Origin of the sequence: Kitasatospora sp. NBC_01250 (assembly GCF_036226465.1) — a bacterium.
Classification (GTDB): Bacteria; Actinomycetota; Actinomycetes; order Streptomycetales; family Streptomycetaceae; genus Kitasatospora.
On record NZ_CP108476.1, the window covers coordinates 6,312,702 to 6,333,437 of the forward strand.

21 protein-coding genes are annotated in these 20,736 nt (G+C 74.5%); 14 read left to right on the plus strand and 7 right to left on the minus strand.

Annotated elements, in window-relative coordinates; genetic code table 11:
• Window positions 1–92: 92 nt before the first annotated feature.
• The 10 genes from OG500_RS26655 to OG500_RS26700 all read left to right on the plus strand — a co-directional run bounded on the left by OG500_RS26655 (window position 93) and on the right by OG500_RS26700 (window position 10,977).
• Window positions 93–1,346 carry a glycosyltransferase family 4 protein gene (locus OG500_RS26655; protein ID WP_329583888.1) on the plus strand — a complete coding sequence of 418 codons (1,254 nt, stop codon included), beginning with the start codon at window positions 93–95 and terminating at the stop codon, window positions 1,344–1,346.
• The gene (locus OG500_RS26660; RefSeq protein WP_327069396.1) at window positions 1,343–2,515 is read left to right on the plus strand and encodes a glycosyltransferase; all 1,173 of its coding nucleotides are present in this window, start codon (window positions 1,343–1,345) and stop codon (window positions 2,513–2,515) included. The genes OG500_RS26655 and OG500_RS26660 overlap by 4 nt, the downstream gene beginning before the upstream one ends.
• Entirely contained in the window at window positions 2,512–3,396 is an 885-nt protein-coding gene (locus tag OG500_RS26665; protein WP_327069397.1) for an SGNH/GDSL hydrolase family protein, read from the plus strand. Before OG500_RS26660 ends, OG500_RS26665 begins: the two co-directional genes overlap by 4 nt.
• A 32-nt stretch (window positions 3,397–3,428) precedes the next feature.
• Window positions 3,429–3,974: a DUF3515 family protein gene (locus OG500_RS26670; RefSeq protein WP_329583891.1), complete on the plus strand. Its 546-nt coding sequence runs from the start codon at window positions 3,429–3,431 to the stop codon at window positions 3,972–3,974.
• An 89-nt stretch (window positions 3,975–4,063) separates the two neighbouring features.
• Complete coding sequence (locus OG500_RS26675) at window positions 4,064–5,509, plus strand: DUF2079 domain-containing protein (protein WP_329583893.1); 1,446 nt, start codon at window positions 4,064–4,066, stop codon at window positions 5,507–5,509.
• A 203-nt stretch (window positions 5,510–5,712) separates the two neighbouring features.
• Complete coding sequence (locus OG500_RS26680) at window positions 5,713–7,719, plus strand: Ig domain-containing protein (protein ID WP_329583894.1); 2,007 nt, start codon at window positions 5,713–5,715, stop codon at window positions 7,717–7,719.
• Between the two features lie 116 nt (window positions 7,720–7,835).
• On the plus strand, window positions 7,836–8,399 hold the full coding sequence (locus tag OG500_RS26685; RefSeq protein ID WP_329583895.1) for a DUF4291 domain-containing protein: 564 nt from the start codon (window positions 7,836–7,838) through the stop codon (window positions 8,397–8,399).
• Between the two features lie 20 nt (window positions 8,400–8,419).
• On the plus strand, window positions 8,420–9,280 hold the full coding sequence (locus OG500_RS26690) for a GNAT family N-acetyltransferase (protein WP_442907065.1): 861 nt from the start codon (window positions 8,420–8,422) through the stop codon (window positions 9,278–9,280).
• 64 nt (window positions 9,281–9,344) lie between these two features.
• Window positions 9,345–10,304, plus strand: a complete 960-nt coding sequence (locus OG500_RS26695; RefSeq protein ID WP_329583899.1) for a zinc-binding dehydrogenase — start codon at window positions 9,345–9,347, stop codon at window positions 10,302–10,304.
• Window positions 10,305–10,320: 16 nt separating this feature from the next.
• The gene (locus OG500_RS26700; protein ID WP_329583901.1) at window positions 10,321–10,977 is read left to right on the plus strand and encodes a uridine kinase; all 657 of its coding nucleotides are present in this window, start codon (window positions 10,321–10,323) and stop codon (window positions 10,975–10,977) included.
• On the opposite strand, the gene OG500_RS26705 is transcribed toward OG500_RS26700, so the two are convergent.
• Both OG500_RS26705 and OG500_RS26710 read right to left on the minus strand, forming a co-directional pair.
• The gene (locus OG500_RS26705; RefSeq protein ID WP_329583903.1) at window positions 10,974–11,612 is read right to left on the minus strand and encodes a histidine phosphatase family protein; all 639 of its coding nucleotides are present in this window, start codon (window positions 11,610–11,612) and stop codon (window positions 10,974–10,976) included. The genes OG500_RS26700 and OG500_RS26705 overlap by 4 nt on opposite strands.
• 117 nt (window positions 11,613–11,729) lie before the next feature.
• Entirely contained in the window at window positions 11,730–12,542 is an 813-nt protein-coding gene (locus OG500_RS26710; RefSeq protein ID WP_329583905.1) for an inositol monophosphatase family protein, read from the minus strand.
• Between the two features lie 104 nt (window positions 12,543–12,646).
• Between OG500_RS26710 and OG500_RS26715 the strand changes: the two genes are divergently transcribed.
• Entirely contained in the window at window positions 12,647–13,717 is a 1,071-nt protein-coding gene (locus OG500_RS26715; RefSeq protein WP_329583907.1) for an Lrp/AsnC family transcriptional regulator, read from the plus strand.
• Between the two features lie 4 nt (window positions 13,718–13,721).
• Here OG500_RS26715 and OG500_RS26720 read toward each other — a convergent pair whose 3' ends face one another.
• The gene (locus OG500_RS26720; protein ID WP_327069408.1) at window positions 13,722–14,222 is read right to left on the minus strand and encodes a hypothetical protein; all 501 of its coding nucleotides are present in this window, start codon (window positions 14,220–14,222) and stop codon (window positions 13,722–13,724) included.
• Between the two features lie 273 nt (window positions 14,223–14,495).
• Here OG500_RS26720 and OG500_RS26725 point away from each other — a divergent pair, with 273 nt between their 5' ends.
• On the plus strand, window positions 14,496–16,043 hold the full coding sequence (locus OG500_RS26725; protein ID WP_329583910.1) for a choice-of-anchor A family protein: 1,548 nt from the start codon (window positions 14,496–14,498) through the stop codon (window positions 16,041–16,043).
• Between the two features lie 145 nt (window positions 16,044–16,188).
• On the opposite strand, the gene kynU is transcribed toward OG500_RS26725, so the two are convergent.
• Both kynU and OG500_RS26735 read right to left on the minus strand, forming a co-directional pair.
• Window positions 16,189–17,439: a kynureninase gene (gene kynU / locus OG500_RS26730; RefSeq protein WP_329583912.1), complete on the minus strand. Its 1,251-nt coding sequence runs from the start codon at window positions 17,437–17,439 to the stop codon at window positions 16,189–16,191.
• Entirely contained in the window at window positions 17,436–18,287 is an 852-nt protein-coding gene (locus OG500_RS26735; protein ID WP_327069411.1) for a tryptophan 2,3-dioxygenase, read from the minus strand. The genes kynU and OG500_RS26735 overlap by 4 nt, the downstream gene beginning before the upstream one ends.
• 148 nt (window positions 18,288–18,435) lie before the next feature.
• On the opposite strand from OG500_RS26735, the gene OG500_RS26740 reads away from it, so the two are divergent.
• Entirely contained in the window at window positions 18,436–18,870 is a 435-nt protein-coding gene (locus OG500_RS26740; protein WP_327069412.1) for an Lrp/AsnC family transcriptional regulator, read from the plus strand.
• 76 nt (window positions 18,871–18,946) lie between these two features.
• Here the strand turns inward: OG500_RS26740 and OG500_RS26745 are convergent, their stop codons facing one another.
• Complete coding sequence (locus tag OG500_RS26745; RefSeq protein WP_327069413.1) at window positions 18,947–19,588, minus strand: MarC family protein; 642 nt, start codon at window positions 19,586–19,588, stop codon at window positions 18,947–18,949.
• Between the two features lie 51 nt (window positions 19,589–19,639).
• A complete protein-coding gene (locus OG500_RS26750; RefSeq protein ID WP_327069414.1) occupies window positions 19,640–19,954 on the minus strand; it encodes a barstar family protein in 315 nt (104 codons plus the stop codon).
• Window positions 19,955–20,070: 116 nt separating this feature from the next.
• Here OG500_RS26750 and OG500_RS26755 point away from each other — a divergent pair, with 116 nt between their 5' ends.
• The gene (locus OG500_RS26755) at window positions 20,071–20,613 is read left to right on the plus strand and encodes a DoxX family protein (protein ID WP_327069415.1); all 543 of its coding nucleotides are present in this window, start codon (window positions 20,071–20,073) and stop codon (window positions 20,611–20,613) included.
• Window positions 20,614–20,736: the final 123 nt, after the last annotated feature.

The window sequence follows — 20,736 nt, forward strand, 5'->3', positions numbered from 1 at the left end:
GACCGGCGGCAGCGGCAAAGAGCTGGCCGCAGTTCGCCTGTTCGACAGATCCCTTTGGCCCAGCGCACGTTCGGCCCGGCAACAACCTAGGCATGCGTGTCGCCCTCGTCACCGAGTCCTTCCCGCCCGAAGTCAACGGCGTCGCCCACAGCGTGCTCCGCACCGCCGAGCACCTGGTCCGGCGCGGCCACCAACCCCTGGTCATCACTCCCGCGCCGGCCCGCGGTTCGAGCTGCCCGGCGCACTCCTTCGGACCGGACGCCGCCCCGCTGCCGGTCGTGCGGATCCCCTCCGTCCCGTTGCCCGGCTACCCCCAGGTCCGCCTCGCGCTGCCCAGCTCCCGGCTGGCCGCGGCGCTCACCGCCCACCGGCCCGATCTGGTCCACCTGGCCAGCCCGTTCGTGCTCGGCGCCCGGGCGATGGCCGAGGCCGCCCGGCTGGGGCTGCCCGCCGTCGCCGTCTACCAGACCGACCTGGCCGGCTACGCCCAGGCCTACCGGGTCGGCGGCGGCCTCGGCGCCGCCACCGCCTGGCACCGGATCCGCACGGTGCACCGGGCCGCCGCCCGCACCCTGGCCCCCTCCACCCCCGCCGCCCAGGACCTGACGGCGCACGGCGTCCCGCGGGTGCACCTGTGGCCGCGCGGCGTGGACTCGCTGCGCTTCCACCCGCGCCACCGCGACCAGGCGTTGCGCCGTGCGCTGGCCCCCGGCGGCGAGGTGCTGGTCGGCTACGTGGGCCGGCTGGCGCCGGAGAAGCGGGTCGACCTGCTGGCGGGCGTCTGCGCGCTGCCCGGCGTGCGGCTGGTGATCGTCGGCGACGGGCCGAGCGCCGCCGCCCTGCGCACCGCGCTGCCCGGTGCGGTCTTCCTCGGCCGCCGCACCGGCGAGGAGCTCGCGCGCTGCTACGCGAGCCTGGACCTGTTCGTGCACACCGGTCCGCTGGAGACCTTCTGCCAGACCATCCAGGAGGCGATGGCCAGCGGCGTGCCGGTGATCGGCCCGGCCGCCGGCGGTCCGCTCGACCTGGTCGGCCACCGTCGCACCGGCCTGCTGGTGGCACCGCGCGACGGGCGGGCGGTGACCGAGGCGGTCGCCGAGCTGGCGGGCGACCCCGGGCGCCGGGCCGCCTACGGGCGGGCCGGGCGGGCGGACGTCACCGCGCGGACCTGGGAGGCGGTGGGGGACCTGCTGCTGCGGCACTACGCCGAGGTGCTGGCCGAGCACCGGGGCGAGGTGCTGGAGGTGGCCTCGGGCGCGACGCCCGGGCCCGCGCTGACGCCTGCCCCGGTACCCGCACCCGCAGCCGTCCCCGCACCCGCCCCCGTCGAGGAGCAGCCGGCATGAGCGCGCCGAGAGCAACCGGCGGCGCCGGGCTGCGGATCGTCCGGGTGGCGAACTTCGTCACCCCCGTCTCCGGCGGCCTGCGCACCGCGCTGCGCCACCTGGGCGCGGGCTACCTGGCGGCCGGGCACGAGCCCGTGCTGGTCCTGCCGGGCCCCGAGCACCGGGACGAACTCACCGACCAGGGACGGGTGGTGACGCTGCCCGGCCCCGTACTGCCGGCCAGCGGCGGCTACCGGCTGCTCACCGACCGCCGCCTGCTGGCCCGCACCCTGACCGCGCTGGCCCCGGACCGCCTGGAGGTCTCCGACCGCACCACCCTGCGCTGGACGGGCAGTTGGGCCCGCCGTCAGGGGATCCCCGCCGCGATGGTCTCGCACGAGAACGTCACCGGCCTGCTGCGCACCCGCGGGCTGCCGGCCCCGGCCGCCCGCGCCCTCGCCGACCGGCTCAACTCCCGTACCGCGCGGTGCTACGACACCGTCGTGTGCACCACCGCCTGGGCCGCCGAGGAGTTCGCCCGGCTCGGCACCCGCAACCTGGTCCGCGCGCCGCTCGGCGTCGACCTCGCGCGGCTGCACCCGCGCTGCCACGACCCCGCGCTGCGCGCCCGGTACGCCGGCCCGGGCCGGGCGCTGTTGGTGCTCTGCTCCCGGCTGTCACCGGAGAAGCGTCCCGGCCTGGCCCTGGCGGCCCTGGCCGAACTGCGGCGCGGCGGGCGGGACGCCGTCCTCGTGGTGGCCGGCACCGGGCCGCTGCACGCCCGGCTGGCCGAGCGCGCCGACCGGGCCCGGCTGCCCGTCCGGTTCCTCGGGCACCTGGCCGACCGGGCCGGGCTGGCCGCGCTGCTGGCCTCGGCGGACGTGGTGCTGGCCCCGGGGCCGGTGGAGACCTTCGGGCTGGCGGCCCTGGAGGCGCTGGCCTGCGGCACCCCCGTGGCGGTCAGCCGCTCCTCCGCGCTGCCGGACATCGTCGGGCCCGCGGGGGCGGTGGCCGTCGACACCGGTGCGGGATTCGCCGCCGCGGTGGCCGAGTTGCTGGCCCGTCCGGCGGCCGGGCGGCGGGCGGCGGCGCGCGCCAGGGCCGAGCGCTACGGCTGGCCCGCCGCGGTCTCCGCGTTCCTGGCCGCGCACCGGGCGGGCGAGGCGGAGCTGGTCGGGAGGCCGCGATGACCGCGCCGACCCGGTCCGGGGCCGCCGGAGCCGCCGCCCGTCCGCAGGCCGTCCGGTTCGCCGCCCTCGGCGACTCGCTCACCGAAGGGGTGGGCAGCCCCTGCGCGGACGGCTGGCGGGGCTGGACCGCGCTGCTCGCCCCCGCGCTGGCGTCGGACCCGGCGCTGGTCGCGCACCACAACCTGGCGGCCAGCGGAGCACTCGCCGCCGATCTGACGCTCACTCAACTCCCGGCAGCACTGGCCCTGGAGCCGCAGTTCGCCGCCGTGGTCATCGGCGGCAACGACACCCTGCGCGCGGGCTTCGACATCGCCCGCACCGCCGCCGCGCTGGACACCACGCTGCGCGCGCTGGTCGATCGGGGCGCCGTGCCGCTGACCGCCTGCCTGCCCGACCCGGGTCTGCTGCTCGGCCTGCCCGCCGCGCTGGCCCGGCCGCTGGAGCGGCGGATGGCCGCGGTCAACGCCGTCGTCCACGAGCTGTCCCACCGCTACCGGGCGGTCCACCTCCACCTCGCGGGGCTTCCGTGGCTGCGCGAGCGGGCCCTGCTCAGTGCCGACCGGCTGCACCCGAGTCCGGCCGGCCATCTGCTGATCGCCCGTCAGTTCCACCTCCTGCTGGCGGAGTCCGGCCACCGGGTCGGGCCGCCGCCGTCCGCCGTCCAGGCACCCCCGCCGCCGGGGCGCGCCGCCGACCTCTGGTGGCTCGCCACCAGGGGCACCGCCTGGCTGGCGCGGCGCAGCGTCGATCTGCTCCCCGGCCTGCTCGCGCTGGCCGCCGTCGAGAGCGCGCACCGGTTGCGCGGCACCGCGCCTGCGCTGGACGCCCGCTCCCGGGCCGCCACCGCGGCGGCGCTGGCCGACCTGCCGGTGCCGCCCTGAGGGTCGCCGACTCGGACGCGTACGATCGTGCGATGCCGCCGAATCCGACCCAGTTGCTCAAGAGGCTTCCCGCGCCGCTGCGTTGGCTGCTGCCCCCGGTCGTCCTGACCGCCGTGGTGGCGCTGGTGGTCGCGAGCGGCGGCGCGCCCGGCTGGCAGCCGCCGACCGCTGCGCCGACCCCCGACGCACGGGTGGCGGCCGCCTGTCGCTCGCTGGCCGCCGCACTGCCGGACCAGCTGCTCGGCCACCCGCGGGAGGCCGCCGGTTCCTCGCCCTACGTGGCGGTCTGGCACAGCTCGCCGCGGACCGTGCTGCGCTGCGGGGTGCCGAGGCCGGCCGCACTGGACGGCTCCCATGACCTGGGGCCCGAGACCCACGGCGTCCAGTGGTTCGTGGAGCACGACGGCCACGGCGGCTACCGCTTCACCACCAGCCAGCTCAGCCTGTACGTCGAGGTCGCCGTGCCGGCCGGCGCCTACCCGAACGCCCCTGATCCCTTGGTGGACCTGTCCGGCCCGATCGCCGCCACGGTCCCCGGTCTCGACGGCCGGGTCGGCGAGGCCTCCCAGGGGTCGTGAGCCGACGCACAATTCTCCGATGGTAGGATCGGCTGCTCTGAATACTGCCCAGGTGAGGGCGCCGGGCAGACTCTGAGGGGGACCGTCTCGTGACGGGACACGCCGTACAGCAAACGATCGCCGAGCCGATACCGGCGACCGGGACCGGCTCCCCGCAGAGTGCCGCCCCGGACCGGGTGGGGCCGCGCTGGCTGCCCTACGGTCTGGCGGGCCTCTTCTTCGTGGTCTACGCGATCGTCTCGATCCGGCGCCAGCAGCGCGTCATGTCCGGCGGCTACGACCTCGGGATCTTCGAGCAGGCGATCCGCAGCTACGCGCACCTGCACGCGCCGGTCGCCGCCCTCAAGGGCCCGGGCTACAGCGTGCTCGGCGACCACTTCAGCCCGATCATCGCCGTGATCGCGCCCTTCTACCGCCTCTTCCCGACGCCGATCACGCTGTTGGTCGCGCAGGCCCTGCTGCTCGCGCTCGCGGTGATCCCGATCACCCGGTGGGCCCAGCAGACCAGGGGCCTGTGGGTCGGCCTGGCCGCCGGGCTCGGGATGGGCTGCGCCTGGGGCATCGCCCGGGTGGTCGCCTTCGACTTCCACGAGATCTGCTTCGGCGTCCCGCTGGTGGCCTTCGCCATGGAGGCGGCCGGGCGCGGCCGTTGGCGCCAGGCGGCGCTCTGGGCGCTGCCGCTGGTGCTGGTCAAGGAGGACCTCGGGCTGACCGTGGCGATGTTCGGCTGCTACATCGCCTGGCGCGGCCCGCGCAAGCTCGGCATCACGCTCGTCGTGGTGGGGTTGGTCGCCACCGCGGTGGAGATGTTCGTGCTGATCCCGATGGCCAGCCCGCTGGGGGCCAACGACTACCTTCAGCAGTTGGAGCCCAGCGCCGCCCCGCACATCCCGGGCAACCACTGGTGGCCGCCGACCCGGCTGGACACCGTGCTGATGCTGCTGGCGCCCACCGCGTTCCTGGCGCTGCGCTCCCCGTTGGCCGCGATCGCGCTGCCCACTCTCGGCTGGCGCTTCATCTCGCACAACCCCGCCTACTGGGGCCAGTCCTACCACTACAACGGCATCCTGGTGCCGATCGCGTTCGGCGCGATGATCGACGTGCTGGCGCGCCGCCCCGCGTACTTCTCCGGGCTGCGGCTGCGCCTGGTGCTGGCGGCCGGCCTGGCGGTGACGGTGGCGACCCTGCCCTCCTTCCCGCTCTCCGAGGTGGTCAGTCCGGCCACCTGGCGCACCACGCTGCACGAACGGGCCGCGCTGCGCCTGGCCGCCGAGGTCCCCGACGGCGCGACGGTGGCCGCGACCAACCAGCTCGCCGCCCAGCTGACCAGCCGGACCACGGTGAGCATGGCCTGCCCGTACCACAAGCCGCCCCAGCCGGTGCAGTGGCTGGTGGTCGACCCGAAGGACCCCACCGCCGACACCTCCAACTGCCCGGCCGGGTGGAACCGCGTGGTGAGCGACGCCGAGCAGGCGGGATACACGGTGGCGGACACCCAGGACGGGATCACGCTGCTCAAGCGCAGCGCCGGCTGACGGGTCCGCCGGACCGTCGGGTCGTTCGCATATCAAACAGAAAGCACCATAAGCGCGTATCACTTCTGAGTGGTTGCGTTGGGTCTTGTGCTGCCCCGATCAGTAAAATATCGTATTGCACATTGCATCATGCGTTCTGGACCACCCCCCGCCCGCAGGCCGCGGGCGGGTCCTCCACGCCACCAGAAACGGACGCTGACCCCGTGATCACAGACAGATCGGGCCTGCTCCACCGCGGCCGGCGGACGGCGCTGCTCGCCGTGGCCGCAGCCCTGGCCGCCGCCGGGCTGGCCAGCCCGCTGACGGCCGCCGCCGACCCCGGCCACCCCGGCGCCGTGGCCGCGCCGGCCAAGCCCGGCACCCCGAAGAGCGTCGCCGCCCCGGCCGGCCCGCACCGCGCGGCACCCGGCCGGATCGGCGCCGCCCACCCGGCCTCCGCCGCGCAGCTCGCCGCGAACTCCGCCGGCAAGAGCGGCGGCAAGGTCACGCCGAACCTCGCCGACGGCGCCGACCCGGGCACCGGGGACGACGGCGACGGCAACGTCGCCAACGAGTACGACCAGCAGGTCACCTACAAGGGCGGCCAGGACTCCGCCGGCGTGGTGATCGGGCCGCCCAAGGTCTACCTGGTGGTGTGGGGCTCGCAGTGGGGCACCCCGTCCACCAACTCCAGTGGCGACGTGGTGATGTCCAGCGACAAGGACCAGGCCGTCCCCTACCAGCAGGACTTCTTCAAGGGCCTCGGCGGCGCCGGCGACGGCTGGAGCGCGGTGCTGACCCAGTACTGCGAGGGCATCGCGACCGGCAGTGTGCAGTGCCCCTCCAGCGCGGCGCACATCCCCTACCCGCAGGCGGGCAGCGTGCTCGCCGGCGTCTGGGTGGACAACGGCACGGCCGCCCCGCAGGCCGCCACCGAGCCGCAGCTCGGGGCCGAAGCCCTCGCGGCCGCCCAGCACTTCGGCAACACCACCGAGGCGCAGAACCGCAACGTGCAGTACGTCATCGACTCGCCGCAGGGCACCGACCCGGACAAGTGGCACGAGCTGGGCTACTGCGCCTGGCACGACTTCCAGCGCTCGTCCTACGGTCAGCTGGCGTACACCAACATGCCCTACCTGACCGACGTCGCGGGCTGCGGCACCAACTGGTTCGGCGAGAACACCGCGCGCGGCAGGCTCGACGGCTACGGCATCATCGGCGGCCACGAGTACGCCGAGACGGTCACCGACCCGGACACCCCGGGCGGTTGGACGGACGGCACCGGCCAGGAGATCGCCGACAAGTGCGCCTGGATCCCCAAGGGTTCCAACGGCGGCCTCTTCTTCGAGAACCTGTCCACCGGTTCGTTCCCGCTGCAGACGCTCTGGTCCAACACCGACCACCTGTGCATGGCCTCGGACCCGGTCTACACCAACCCGCCCGTGGTGCTCAGCACCATGTGCGACCGGATCGACGCGCCGAACACCCCCGTCTCGATCCCCGCCGTCGCGGTGGACAGCGCGGGTTCGGCGGTCGGCTACAGCGCCACCGGTCTGCCCGGGGGCCTGAGCATCAACGCCGCGACCGGCGTCATCTCCGGCACCGCCGCCGCCACCAACGGCTACCAGCGGGTCACCGTCAACGCGACCGACACCTCGGGGATGACGGCGAGCACCGGGTTCTGGGAGTCCGTCACCAGTGCCGGGCAGCCGGGCTGCGGCGGCATCGAGCAGCTCACCGACGCGGGCTTCGAGAACGGCTCGGCGGACGTCGACCACACCGTGATGACCGACGCGTGGAGCCCCTCCGGCTACAACGTGATCACGCCCTCCAGCCTGCACGCGCCGCACTCCGGCAGCTGGTACGCCTGGCTGGGTCAGGACACCGGCGCCGACTCGATCACCAACTACCTGGACACCTACCCCGGTTACTCCTCGGCCACGTTCTCCTTCTGGCTCGACACCGAGACCACCAACACCTCCAGCAGCGCGCCCGACACGCTCTCGCTGGTGGCGGTCGACCAGTACACCGGCCAGCCGCTCGGCACGGTGCGGACCTGGAGCAGCCAGAACCCGACCAACGGCTACCAGCAGCAGTCGGTGGACCTGAGCCCCTTCATCAGCCAGGTCGGCTGGGGTACCACCATCGGTCTCCAGCTCGTCTCGCACGAGAGCGGCCTCACTCCCACGACCGCCTTCCTGATCGACGACGCCTCGGCCCACGAAAGCTGACGCACCGTCAATGATCGGCGCTCGTGCGGGCCGGAGTGTGCCCTCCGGTCCGCGCGGGCGCCTGCCGCGGTGAAAACCGGTTTTCCGTCCGCCGGTCGCCGGGGCAGACTCCCGGGGTGACCCCACTGCGCGAGATCCGTGCCGACCACGACGCCACCGGCATCGTGCTCTACCAGGCCTACGCCCCGGCGATCGCCGATCCGGCGGTGGCCTCCGGACGCTTCGTGGCGCCCTTCTCGCGCGGCCGGATGACCTGGCTCAAGCCCTCCTTCCGCTGGCTGATGCACCGCAGCAACTGGGCCCGGAAGCCCGGCCAGGAGCGGGTGCTGGCGGTCCGGATCACCCATGAGGGCTGGCGGCGGGCGCTGGGCTCGGCCGTGCTCACCACGGCCGACCCGGCCGCGCTGGCGCGGGCCGTCGTGCACCTGCAGTGGGACCCGGAGCGCTCGCTGTCCGGTGCCGCACTCAACCACTACAGCATCCAGGTCGGCGTCGGGCGCGCTCTCATCGATGCCTTGGCGGACGACTGGACCGTCTCCATCACCGACCTCACCCCGCGCGTGCGCAGGATCGCCGCGCTGGTCCGCTCCGGCCGCACCGCGCAGGCCGCCCGGCTGCTGCCGCCCGAGCGGCCGTATCCACTGGAGCCGCAGCTGGCCCGGCAGTTGGGGATGGGCTGACGGAGTCCGGGGCAAATCCAATGGCGCTGCCGGCACTTCAGTGCTTGGATCCGCCGGTGACCTCCACCGATGACGACCTGCTGGCCCGCCTGGAAGGCTACTACGACGCCGTGCCGCGCGCCGCCGCGCGCACCGAGGACTTCGGACCGCTGACCCTCTTCGTCCGCGAGGGCGCCGGCTGGCCGTACTACGCGCGGCCCGCGCGGCCCGGCACCGCACCGGTGACCGAGGCCGACGTGCGCCGGGTCCGCGCCCGCCAGCGGGAGTTGGGCCTCCCCGAGGCCTTCGAATGGGTGGCCGAGACCTCGCCCACCCTGCGCCCGGCCGCCGAGCGGGCCGGCCTCACCGTGCACGAGCACCCGCTGATGGTGCTCGCCCCGGATGCACCGACCCCGGCCGTCGCCGCGCCGGACGACGCCTCGGTGCGGATCGTCGGGCCCGAGGACCCGGCCCTGCCGGGCGCCCTCGCCGTCCCCCACCTGGCCTTCGCCGAGCCCGGCACCCGCGTCGGCACGGCGGGCCCCGCCGAACTCGCCGCCGCCATCCGCGAGCGCGCCGCCGACGTCCCTCGGACGGCCGACCGCATCCGGGCCGGCCTGACCGCGGTGGCCGCCGCCCTCCGCGACGGCTCGGCCCTGTGCGCGGGCCAGTGCCTCGCGGTCGGCGAGGTGGCCGAGATCGCCGGCCTCGGCACCCTGCCCACCGCCCGCCGCCGGGGCCTGGCCCTCGCCGTCACCGCCGCCCTGGTCGCGGACGCCCGCGCGGCCGGGGTACGGACCGTCTTCCTCTCGGCGGACACCGAGGACGTCGCCCGCATCTACGCCCGACTCGGCTTCCGCACGGTGGGAACCGCCCTGATCGCGGAGCCGGCCGCCGCTTGACCTCAAGCTCACTTGATGAGCGAGGATGCTGATCGGCCGTCAAAGCGATCAAGGAGTCACACCCATGCGTGCCGTTTGGCTGAAGCAGTTCGGCGACCCGTCCGTCCTCGTCGCGGGGGAGGCGCCCGACCCCGTGCCGGAGGCCGGGGAGGTGGTGGTCGACGTCGCCTACGCGAACATCACCTTCGTCGAGACGCAGTTCCGGGCGACCGGGGCCGGGCCGTTCCGGGCCGAGCCGCCGCTGATCCCGGGCAACGGGGTGGGCGGCACGGTCGGGGAGCTGGGTGCGGGGGCCGATCCGCGGCTGCTCGGGCGGCGGGTGGTGACGGGGACCGGAGGGTCGGGCGGATACGCCGAGCGGGTGGCGGTCCCGGCCGACGGGGTGTTCGCGGTGCCGGACGGTGTCGCGCTGGACGACGCGGTCGCGCTGCTCGCCGACGGGCGGACCGCGGTGATGCAGCTGCGGGCGGCTGAGGTGGCGGCCGGGGACCGGGTGCTGGTGGAGGCGGCCGGCGGCGGGGTCGGCAGCCTGCTGGTGCAGCTGGCCAAGGCGGCCGGGGCGCAGGTGGTCGCCGTCGCGGGTGGGGCGGGCAAGCTGGCGCTGGCCCGTGAGCTCGGCGCGGACTTCGCCTTCGACTACCGCGAGGCCGACTGGGCCGTGCGCGTGGAGCAGGAAGTCGGCCCGGTCGACGTTGTGTTCGACGGTGTCGGCGGTGCCGTCGGTCGGGCCGCCTTCGGACTGCTCGCGTCCGGTGGCCGGATGGACAGCTACGGCCTGGCCAGCGGCGAGTGGGCCGGGATCACCGACGCGCAGGCCGCCGCCCGCGAGGTACGGCTGGTCAGCGCCGACCGCAGCCCGGAGCAGCTGCGGGCCTGCACCGAGCACGCGCTCGCCGAGGCCGCCGCGGGCCGGCTGCGCCCGGTGATCGGCCAGCGCTTCCCGCTGGAGCGGGCGGCCGACGCGCACGCGGCCATCGAGTCCCGCGCCACGCTCGGCAAGACCCTGCTGGAGACCGCGAGTTGACCAGGAGTACGCACCGATGAGCGCCGTCCGACTGCACCCGATCAGCTGGCCGCGGCTCGCCGCCGAACTGGCCGACCGCGTCGAGCGGCTGACCCCGGCGGACGGCGGTGCCTGGCCCCGGGTGCTGATCGACGGCGCCCCAGCGGCCCGGCCCGAGCGGCTGGCCGCCGACCTGGCCGAGGAGCTGCGGCTGCGCGGCCGGGCCGTGCAGCGGGTGCGCTCGCGCTCCTTCCTGCGCCCGGCCTCGATCCGCCTGGAGTACGGACACCAGGACGCCGACGCCTACTTCGACCTCTGGCTCGACGACAACGCGCTCTTCCGGGAGGTGTTCACGCCACTGGACCCGGGCGGCAGCGGGCGGGTGCTGCCCGACCTGCGCGACCCGGACACCGACCGCTCCACCCGCAGCCCGTACGTCGAACTGCCCCCGGGCGCCGTGCTGGTGCTGGACGGCCCGCTGCTGCTCGGGCGCTGGTTCCCGGCCGACCTGACGGTGCATCTGCGGATGTCGCAGGCCGCACTGCGCCGCCGCACCCCGGAGCCGGAGCAGTGGACCCTGCCGGCCTTCGCCCGCTACCAGGAGGACGTCCACCCGGACGAGGCGGCCGACGTCCTGGTCCGGGCGGACGACCCCGAGCGCCCGGCCTGGAACCAGCCCCCGGACACTCCCTAGATGTGCCACTCCGGGGGGAAGCCGGTCCAGCGCAGCTCGGTGGGCAGGTGGCGCTGGTCGTTGAGGGTCATCACGGCGGCCGGGCGGTCGGGCGCGTAGCGGATCACGGTGAGCGCGGCGTTGGCGCTGTTGTGGCCGAGCCAGCGCCAGTCGGGTGCGTGCAGCGCGTGCCGGACCAGCCAGGCGATCAGGAAGGCGTGGGTGACCACCAGTTCGTGCCGGTCCGCCTCGCCCGCCACCGGACCGGTGAAGCGGGCTGTCGCCTCCGCCGCCAGGGCCGCGCCCCGCTCGCGCTCGGCGGCCGGCACCTCGCCGAGGAAGTCGAGCAGGAAGTCGCTGCTCTCCTGCGGTAGTTCGGCTCTTCCTGGTATGCAGGGCAGGTAGTCGCCGGCCGCCTCGTCCAGCCGCAGCGGGACGGCGCCCAGCTGCTCGCCGACCAGTCGCGCGGTCTGCGCCGCCCGCGGCAGCGGACCGTGGTGCACCACGGCCAGCGGCACGTCCCGCAGCCGCCGCCCGAGCAGCACCGCCTGCCGCCGCCCGTTCTCGGAGAGGCCTGCCCCGTCCTGCCCCGGCTGCCCCGGCAGCGCCTCGCCGTGCCGGGCGAGGTAGAGACAGCGGGTGGCGCTGGTGGTCATGCGGGCTCCTCCGACGGGCTGCAGGTTTGCCCAGCAGGGACGTGCCGCCGGTCACCGTGGTTCCGCCGCGCCGCCGTTCACTCCGCCGCGCCGTTCGCGCCGTTCGCGCCCCTCACGTCACGCCACGGCGCCGAGCACCCGAACCAGCGCCTCGTGCTGCCCGACCGGCGCGGCCAGGAAGCCGGTCGAGGTGGACGGCTGCCAGGGCCGGCCCGCGTGGTCGGTGACCCTGGCCCCGGCCTCGGCCGCGATCAGCGCCCCGCCCAGCAGGTTGGGCGCATCCAGTCCGCACTCCCAGAACGCGTCCAGGTGGCCGGAGCCGACCTGGGCCACCTGCAGCGCGGTCGGCCCGAGGTTGCGCACCGCGAGCACCCCGGCCCCGATCACCGCGGAGGTGGTCGCGCCGACCCGGCGCAGCGCGTCCGGCTCCTCGGTGATCGTCGGCGGGTGGCTGGTGGCGACCACGGCAACGGCCAACTCCCGCTCGGACGGCCTGATCCGACGTCCGTTCAGCCGGGCCCCGGCACCGCGGACGGCGGTGTAGGTGGCGCCCAGCCGCGGTGCGTGGACCACCGCGAGCACGGCCCGGCCCTCGCGCAGCAGCGTCGCGGTGACCGCCCAGTGCGGCAGGCCCAGCAGGTACTGCACGGCGCCATCGGTGGCGTCGCAGCTCCACCACTCGCCGTCGGCCGGTAGTGCGGTCGCCAACTCGTCCGTCAGCCAGCCGGCTTGCGGCCGCAGGGCGCCCAGCCGCTCGCGCAGCAGGCCGGTGGCCGGCCGGTCCAGCGCGCCGAACGCGGCCAGCGCCTCGGCGCGGGTGCGCGCCGCGATCGGTTCGGCGCTCTGCCGCTCGGCCAGCAGATGGCCGACCTCGCGCACGACCTGCTCGACCTGCGCGACCTGCTCGATCTCGGTGATCAGCTGCTCCATCGGTCCGGCTCCTCTCGGGTGGTGTTCTCGTCGGCCCAAGGAGTACCGTCACCGCGGCAGATCACGACGTCGCAACCCGCCCTGGCGGCGGAGATCGGACAACCATGCGCACCGAAACGACGGATCCGGCCACCCTGCTCGACCCGCTGGACCGCCGCCTGGTCTGCGCCCTGCAGGTGGACGGCCGGGCCGAGCCGGGCCTGCTGGCCGAGGTGCTCGGCGTCTCGGTGCGCACCGTGACCCGGCGGCTGGCCCGGCTGCGCGAGACCGGAGTGCTGCGGGTGGTGCTGCTGCCACGGGCCGCGGACGAGGCGGTGGGCGCGCTGCTGCTGCGGGTACGGGTGCTGAGCGGGCGGGTGGCCGCGGTGGCGGACGCGCTGGTGGCGAGGTCGGACGTGCCGTTCGTCGATCTGATGCTCGGCGGTCAGGAGATCAGCGCGGTCGTGGTCACCGACCGGGCCGGACGCGACCAGTTGCTCTACCGCCAGTTGCCGGCCACCGACGCGGTGGTCGAGACCACGGTCCACGCGGTGCTGCACCTGTTCGCGGACGCCGCCCGCTGGCAGGCCGGGCTGCTGACCCCGGAGGAGGTCGCCGCGCTGACCCCCACCGCGCTGCCCCCCACCGCGCCGACCGCCGCCGACCCGACCCCCGCCGAGCCCGCACCGTCGACCGCCGCGCCGGCCGCGCCGCCGGAACTGGACCAGCTGGACCGGGCGCTGCTGGGGGAGTTGGCCGAGGATGCGCGCCGCTCGGCGGCCGGGCTGGCCCAGGCCCTGGACGCCCCGGAGTCCACCGTGCGCCGTCGGCTGCGCCGACTGGCGGCGGCGGGCCTGCTGCGCACCCACGCGACCGTCGACCCGCGCCTGCTCGGCATGACGGTGGACGCCAACCTCTGGCTCTCGGTACCGCCCGGGCGGCTGGCCGAGGCGGGCCGGGTGCTCGCCGCGCACCCGCAGGTGCACGGCGTGGTGGCGACCAGCGGGCCGCACAATCTGATGGCCGCCGTCTTCTGCCCCGACCACGGGGCGCTCTACCGCTTCAGCACCGAGGTGCTCGGCCCCCTGGGTGCCGACCGGGTGGAGACCGCGATCGTGGCGCGTGCGGTGAAGCGCGCCGGAGTGCGGATCACCAGGCCGGGGGCCGTCCGGCCCGGTGCACCGGACAGCCGATGAGGCGTCAGGCGTGGGTGGTGGAGCCCGGGCGGAGCACCATGAGGACCGTCACCACGGCCCAGAGAAGCGCGAAGATCCCGGTGCTCATGGTGAGCAGCTTGAGCCCCGCGGCCGCGCCCACCGGGTCGGCGTCCGGCCGGCCGGCGAGCGCGGAGACCACGGCCTCCTGCCGGGGCAGCACCAGCACCAGCAGGACCAGCGCGGCGACGACGGTGATGGCCAGCGAGGCGATCAGCCAGGCGCTGCCCATCACGCCCATGACCTGGGCGGTCCCGATGCCGAGTACCGGCACGGCGATCCCGAGGAGCGCGTAGACCTGGGTGATCCGGTAGAGCAGGCGCACCGAGGCGGTGTTCTCGGCCAACTCGCCCGCGGCGGCCTCCGGGTTCCCGGCGGCGGCCAGCGCGGCCTGCGCCTTGCGGGGGAACATGCTCGCCGCCACCGTCACCGGGCCGATCGCGATGATCGCAGCCAGCACGTGCAGGCTCAACAGAAACTTGGCCATGGGGATCGACAGCCTTCGCGCTTGTCCGAGGTGGCGGGCGGGGGCCCGGGGGCGCTGGAGTGCGGCAGCCCCGCCCGGCACGCTAACACTCGCCCGTTCGGCGGCTTGACCCCGGCCCAAAACTACGCCGTCCGAGTGGGATTCGAATGATGATCACTCTGGGGCGGTGCCGCCTACCCCGCCTTTGCCCACCGTTTGCCTTGGATGGTCCGCGTCCGCCCTGGTCAGCCGAGCCCGGCACACCCCAGACGCCGGGGCCAGGGAGGTAGACGCATGAGACACGTGACCAAAGCCGCGCTCCTGGTGGCGACCACGGTGACAGGTGCGGTGATCGCACTGCCCGGCGCGTCCGCGGTGCCGTTCCCGACGCCGCTGGGGCCCTGCGCCGGGCCGGACTGCCCGGTGCCCTTCCCGCCGGTCAGCAACGGCGACTTCGCCGGCCGCGACTCCAACATCAACGTCTTCACCGGCGGCGACTACACCGTCACAGGGCGGGCGGCCGAGGTCGAGGGCCGGGTGGTGACGCTCGGCAACCTCACGGTGGAGAAGACCGACGGCGGGGGCCTGTTCAACATGGGCGTGGTCGGCGTCGGTTCGCGGGTCCCGCCGCCCACCGGTTCGGACTTCGTCTCGGTCGGCGGCAACGTCACCGTGCTGCCGGGCAACTCGGTGGAGATCGGCGGCTCGGACTCCAAGACCACCGTCTGGGGCAACCTGCGCTACGGCGCGCTGAGCACCGGGACGATCAACCTGGTCCCGAACGGGCAGCAGATCCAGGACTCCACGGTGGCGAGCACCTACGCCCCGCTGCGCACCGACATCGAGTCCATCTCCGCGTGCGCGGCTGCGGCGGCCGCGACCGGCACGGTGGCGGTCACCAGCTTCGACGCCACCTTCACGGGCGACGGCACCAGCGCCCGCCAGGTCTTCAACGTGACCCAGGACCTGGGCACGGCGGCCCGGGCGATCGACCTGAACTTCAAGAACATCCCGGCCGGCGCGACCGTGATCGTCAACATGCTGGAGCCCAATGCGCTGATCAACACCAATACGGGGACGGGGCTGCCGGGCGACCAGCTGACCACCCTCGGGCCCACGCTGCTGTGGAACTTCCCGACCCAGGACACCGCGGAGATCAAGGGCGGCGCGCAGTTCCAGGGCTCGGTCCTGGCGGGCAACCCGAACGGGACGATGACGCTCGCCCAGCCCGGCATGAACGGGCGGGTCTACCTGGCCGGCAGCCTGATCCAGACCGGCACGGGCGGCTACGAGATCCACGCCTACCCGTTCAACGGCGACCTCCCGGACTGCTCGACGCCGACGCCGACGCCGACGCCGACTCCCACGCCGACCCCGACGCCGACGCCGACGCCCACGCCGACGCCCACGCCGACCCCGACGCCGACGCCGACGCCGACGCCCACGCCGACCCCGACGCCGACGCCGACGCCCACGCCGACGCCGACCCCGACGCCGACGCCGACGCCCACGCCGACGCCGACTCCCACGCCGACCCCGACCCCGACCCCGACGCCTACGCCGACTCCCACCGCGACGCCTACCCCGACGCCTACGCCGACCCCGACTCCCACCGCGACGTCGACGCCGACCCCCACCTGCGCCCCGTCCCACGGCCACGGTCACGACCACGACCATGACCACGGCCAGGGCCCGCACCCCGCGCCGAGCCACACCGGTCAGCTGCCGACCACCGGCGAGACCGGTACCGTCCCGCTGCTCGGCCTGGCCGGATCGCTGCTGGCGGCCGGTGCAGGCGCACTGCTCTTCGGCAACCGCCGTCGTCGAGGCCGCCACAGCTGAGCCGACCACGAGGTAGAGAACTGCCGGACGGGCCGAACCCCCAAGGCCGCCCCCGACAGCCGCAACACCGAGGCCGCCCGGCCACCCTCATCAGGGTGGCCGGGCGGCCTCGTTCAGCTCAGGTCGGCACCCGGGGCTCAGCGGCTCACGTCACCGCACCCCGCCTGCCGAACCGCTCCTCGCGCCACTCCCCGCTCGCCAGCACCTCGTGCAGCGCCTGCGCCGCGTCCCAGACCTCGGTGTACGACAGGTACAGCGGCGTGAAGCCGAAGCGCATCAGGTCCGGCGCCCGGAAGTCGCCGATCACTCCGCGCTCGATCAGCGCCTGCACCACCGGGAACCCGTCCGGGTGCCGGATCGCCACCTGGCTGCCGCGAAGCTCGGGCGAACCGGGCGTCACCACCTCCAGGTCCGCGCACCGGTCGATGAACAGCCCGGTCAGCGCGAGGCTCTTGGCCCGCAGCTGCGCGAGGTCGACCTTCTCCCAGATCTCCAGGGTGGCCCGCAGCCCGGCCAGCGCCAGCAGCGGCGGGAAGCTGGTGAGGAACCGACCGATCCCCTCGGCCGGCCGGTAGCCGGGCTCGAAGGCGAACGGCGCGGCGTGCCCGAACCATCCGGTCAACGGCTGCTCGGCGGCGGCGTGGTGGCGCGGTGCGGCGTACAGGAAGCTGGGCGCGCACGGGCCGGCGTTCAGGTACTTGTAGGTGCAGCCGACGGCGAAGTCGACCTGGTGGGCCGTCAGGTCGATCGGCAGCGCGCCCGCCGAGTGGCACAGGTCCCAGATCATCAGCGCGCCGGCCCGGTGCACCTTGGCGGTGATCTCGCCCATGTCGAGCAGTCGCCCGGTGCGGTAGTCGACCTGGGAGAGGACCACGGCGGCCACCCCCTCGTCCAGGTGGGCGTCCAGGTCGTCGGCGGAGTCGAGCGAGGGCAGCAGCACGCTGCGCGCGCCCTCGAAGAGGCCGGTGACCCCCTCGGCGATGTACAGGTCGGTGGGGAAGGACTCGCGCTCGCCGAGCACCGTGTGCCGCCCGGGCCGCATCCGTAGCGCGGCCGTCAGGACCTTGAAGAGGTTGACCGAGACGCTGTCGCAGACCACCACCTCGCCCGGCCCGGCCCCGACCAGTCGGGCGATCCGGTCGCCCAGGGTGAACGGCAGTTCGGTCCAGCCGTGCTTGTTCCAGCTGGTGATGAGGTCCTGACCCCACTCCTCCTCGACCGTCCGGCGGACGATCTCGGGGGTGCGGGCCGGCAGCACGCCGAGTGAATTGCCGTCCAGGTAGACGCCGTTGGACGGCAGGGTGTACTCCGCGCGGAACAGCGCGAGCGGATCGTCGGCGTCCAGGGCCAGGCACTGTTCACGGGAGGTGGGGATCTGCACCAGGCTGCTGCTCACAACTCTCCTCGTACGTTCCACAGTTCGGGGAAGACGTCCTGATCGGCGGCGGCCTTGAGCCAGCTCAGGCCGCTGGAGCCGCCGGTACCGGGCTTGGCGCCCATCGACCGCTTCACCGAAGCGTAGTGGCGCTGCCGCCACCGGGAGACGCGTTCGGCCGTGTCGAGCAGTGCCTCGGCCAGGACGACGAGTTCCGCCTGGCCGGGGTCGGTGTAGACGGTGTGCCAGGCGGCCTGGACCGCCTCGTCGGCGCGGTAGCGCTCGCTGCTCACCGTCGGCTCGCCGGTCAGCCCGCGGCGGGCGAGCAGGGCGAGCACGTCGTCGTACAGGCTCGGCCCGGTCAGTGCCTCGGACAGCTCCCGGTGCACCTCGGGGGAGCCCTGGTACATCTCCAGCAGCCGCTCGGACTTGTTGCCGAGCGTGAACTCCAGCCGCAGGTAGGCCGAGGACTGGAAGCCGGAGGCCTCGCCGAGCACCGGCCGGAACGCGCTGAACTCCACCGGGGTGAGCGTGGCCAGCAGGTCCCAGGAGCTGTTCAGCACGTCCTGGACGTGGGCGCCGCGGCGCAGCGCGGCCACCGCGCCGGGCAGGTCGTCGGCCCGCAGTGCCTGCTGGGTGAGCGTCCACTCGTGCTTGAGCAGGTCGAAGAGGAGCTCCATCACCTGGGTGGTGATGATGAAGGAGAGTTCGGCGTCGACCGTGCTGCGCGGCTGCTGCAGGGTGTGCAGGACGTCGAGCCGGGCGTACCTCTCGTAGGGGGTGGCGCCGCTGGTCCGCAGGTCCGCGACCGCCCCCTCACGCGTGGGGTCGAAAGCCAGGTTGGGTGTCTGGACGGTGGACGGGGCCATGATCTCGTTCCCCCTTGGTGGCTGGTTGCCCCCTATTGTGCGGCGGCCCCGCGCGCTCTTGAATGGGTGACGGGGACCCGATCGGGCCGCTGACCTTGCGCTTGCAAGGTCTTTTCCGGTTCGGCCTGTCACTCGGAAAGGAGGGGCCTTGGACGCTCTCGACCGCCGCCTGCTCGCCGAGCTGCAGGCCGATGCGCGGCTCTCGTACAACGAACTGTCCCGCCGGGTCAGCCTCTCGGCGCCGGCCGTCGCCGAGCGGGTGCGCCGGCTGGAGGCGGACGGGGTGATCGGCGGGTACCACGCGCACGTGGACCTGACCCGGGCCGGGCTGCCGATCACCGCGCTGGTGCAGGTGCAGTGCTACGGCCCGCGCTGCGTGCTGCGCGATCCGGCAGTGGCGACCTGGCCGGAGGTGCTCCAGCTCTACCGGGTCACCGGCGGGGCCTGCTGCGTGCTGCTGGTGGCGGTGCCGGAGATGGCTCGGTTCGAGGAGCTGATCGACCGGCTGGGCACCTACGGGCAGCCGGCGACCTCGATGATCCTCTCCACCCCGGTGCCCTGGCGCCCGGTGGTCGTTCCGTGAACGGTCGGCGCCCGGCGGCGTAGTGGGGTCGGCGCCCGCCGGTGCGGTGGCGTCAGCGCCCGCCGACACAGTGGCGTCAGTGCCCGCCGGCGCTGTGGAACGGCACGCCCAGCCCCTGCAGGCCGTTCAGGAACAGCTCCACGCCCACCGCCGCGAGCAGCAGACCGAGCAGCCGGGAGAGCACTTCCAGCGAGGTCTGGTGGGTGCGCCGCAGCAGCGGAGCCAGCACCAGCACGCACACGGTGTTGATCGCCACCACCGCGGTGTACGCGCCGGCCACCGTGAACCGCCAGCCCCATTCCTCCTTGGTCAGTGACTCCACCAGTACGGCCGTCATCGCCAGCGGGCTCGCCACGTACGGCAGCAGCAGTTCGCGCACCCCTTCGGCCAGCGGGTTGGACAGCCCGTCCTCCTCGTCCTCGCTCGCGCCGCCGAAGTGCACGCCGAGCACCAGGCCGACCGCGTAGAGGAAGAAGATCACCCCGCCGGCCAGCTGCAGCGACTCGTCGCTGACGTGGAAGAAGTTGGTGATCGCATCCGCGCTGAACGCCATCACCACGCCGACCAGCAGGGCCAGCAGCGAGCTGACCGCGAGCAGCCGGCGCACCTCCGCAAGGGTGCGGGTGCGGCTCAGCTGGGCGTAGGCCAGCAGCACCTTGGGCGGGCCGACCACGGCGAAGAAGGTGATGAACGCACTGCTCAGGTTGAGAACCGACATCCCCACAGCATCGTCGAGCCCGGGCGCGCCGGGACGCTGCCGCACCGGGGGTCAGCGCAGCCGCACCGTGACTCCCGTCTCACGCAGCAGGTCGACCACCGCGCGGGCGTAGCCGTCCGGCAGCTGGGGCGAGTGCTCGGCCACCGTCCAGTCGTGCCAGACCAGGGTGAACGGCGGCTGCGGGCCGAAGCCGCCGCGCAGGCAGTCGGCCAGCGCGTCCAGGTTGCGGCCGTAGTAGCCGCCCGGACCGTTCACCGCGCTGCCCAGCGCCGCGTACAGGCCGGCCCGGGTACCGGCCCCGGTGCCGTCCAGCTGGAACTCGGGCCGCTGGGACCCGGGCTGCCGGACCTCGCGCTGCGCCGTCATCGGCGGGCCTCCCTCGTCAGGCCTCCAGGGTCCCCCGGATGGCCTGCTCCGGTCGAGGAGGCGCCGGGGGTCGGCTGGGATGGGAGGCGCACGGGGGCAGAGGAGATGAGGACACTATGGGCTGCGTCAACCGCACAGATCTGGGGCTGCTCACCCTGCGCGCCGCCGTCGGCGGGGTGCTCTTCGCCCACGGCGGCCAGAAGCTCTTCGGCTGGTTCGGTGGCGGCGGCCTGGAGGGCACCGCCAGCGGCATGGAGGCGATGGGGTTCAAGCCGGGTGGGCAGAGCGCGCTGGCCGCCGGCCTCGGCGAGGCCGGCGGCGGTGCGCTGCTGATCGCCGGGCTTGCCACCCCGGTGGCCGGGCCGATCGTGGCGGGCACCATGGCCGGCGCCAGCGTGGTGCACTTCCCGCACGGCTTCTTCGCCACCAAGGGCGGCTACGAGTACCCGGCGCTGCTCGGCGTCTGCGGCCTGGCCCTGGGCATCGCCGGGCCCGGCTGCTACTCGCTCGACCAGCTGACCGGCCACCGGCTGAACCGTCCGTGGCTGGGTGCGCTGGCCTTCGTGGCCTCGGCGGCGGGCGCCTTCTCGGTGGTCTGCAAGCGCGAGCGCGGCATCCGGGAGGCGGCTGCCAAGGCGATGGAGAGTGAGCCCGAGTAGCGAGCAGATGAGCAGCAGGTGAATTCGGGCCTCGCCCCGGCTGACGTCTACAGATCCGTAGTACGTTCTGCCGGGGAGGGGCCCGAGCCCGTGTCAGCACGCCTGGGTACGCTGTCGCCCTCC

Excerpts from the sequence above, each read along its gene's own strand:
- OG500_RS26655 (WP_329583888.1), top strand. The coding sequence starts at position 93 with ATGCGTGTCGCCCTCGTCACCGAGTCCTTCCCGCCCGAAGTCAACGGC.
- OG500_RS26660 (WP_327069396.1), top strand. The coding sequence starts at position 1,343 with ATGAGCGCGCCGAGAGCAACCGGCGGCGCCGGGCTGCGGATCGTCCGG.
- OG500_RS26665 (WP_327069397.1), top strand. The coding sequence starts at position 2,512 with ATGACCGCGCCGACCCGGTCCGGGGCCGCCGGAGCCGCCGCCCGTCCG.
- OG500_RS26670 (WP_329583891.1), top strand. The coding sequence starts at position 3,429 with ATGCCGCCGAATCCGACCCAGTTGCTCAAGAGGCTTCCCGCGCCGCTG.
- OG500_RS26690 (WP_442907065.1), top strand. The coding sequence starts at position 8,420 with ATGGCGCTGCCGGCACTTCAGTGCTTGGATCCGCCGGTGACCTCCACC.
- OG500_RS26695 (WP_329583899.1), top strand. The coding sequence starts at position 9,345 with ATGCGTGCCGTTTGGCTGAAGCAGTTCGGCGACCCGTCCGTCCTCGTC.
- OG500_RS26700 (WP_329583901.1), top strand. The coding sequence starts at position 10,321 with ATGAGCGCCGTCCGACTGCACCCGATCAGCTGGCCGCGGCTCGCCGCC.
- OG500_RS26705 (WP_329583903.1), bottom strand. The coding sequence starts at position 11,612 with ATGACCACCAGCGCCACCCGCTGTCTCTACCTCGCCCGGCACGGCGAG.
- OG500_RS26710 (WP_329583905.1), bottom strand. The coding sequence starts at position 12,542 with ATGGAGCAGCTGATCACCGAGATCGAGCAGGTCGCGCAGGTCGAGCAG.
- OG500_RS26715 (WP_329583907.1), top strand. The coding sequence starts at position 12,647 with ATGCGCACCGAAACGACGGATCCGGCCACCCTGCTCGACCCGCTGGAC.
- OG500_RS26720 (WP_327069408.1), bottom strand. The coding sequence starts at position 14,222 with ATGGCCAAGTTTCTGTTGAGCCTGCACGTGCTGGCTGCGATCATCGCG.
- OG500_RS26725 (WP_329583910.1), top strand. The coding sequence starts at position 14,496 with ATGAGACACGTGACCAAAGCCGCGCTCCTGGTGGCGACCACGGTGACA.
- OG500_RS26735 (WP_327069411.1), bottom strand. The coding sequence starts at position 18,287 with ATGGCCCCGTCCACCGTCCAGACACCCAACCTGGCTTTCGACCCCACG.
- OG500_RS26745 (WP_327069413.1), bottom strand. The coding sequence starts at position 19,588 with ATGTCGGTTCTCAACCTGAGCAGTGCGTTCATCACCTTCTTCGCCGTG.
- OG500_RS26750 (WP_327069414.1), bottom strand. The coding sequence starts at position 19,954 with ATGACGGCGCAGCGCGAGGTCCGGCAGCCCGGGTCCCAGCGGCCCGAG.
- OG500_RS26755 (WP_327069415.1), top strand. The coding sequence starts at position 20,071 with ATGGGCTGCGTCAACCGCACAGATCTGGGGCTGCTCACCCTGCGCGCC.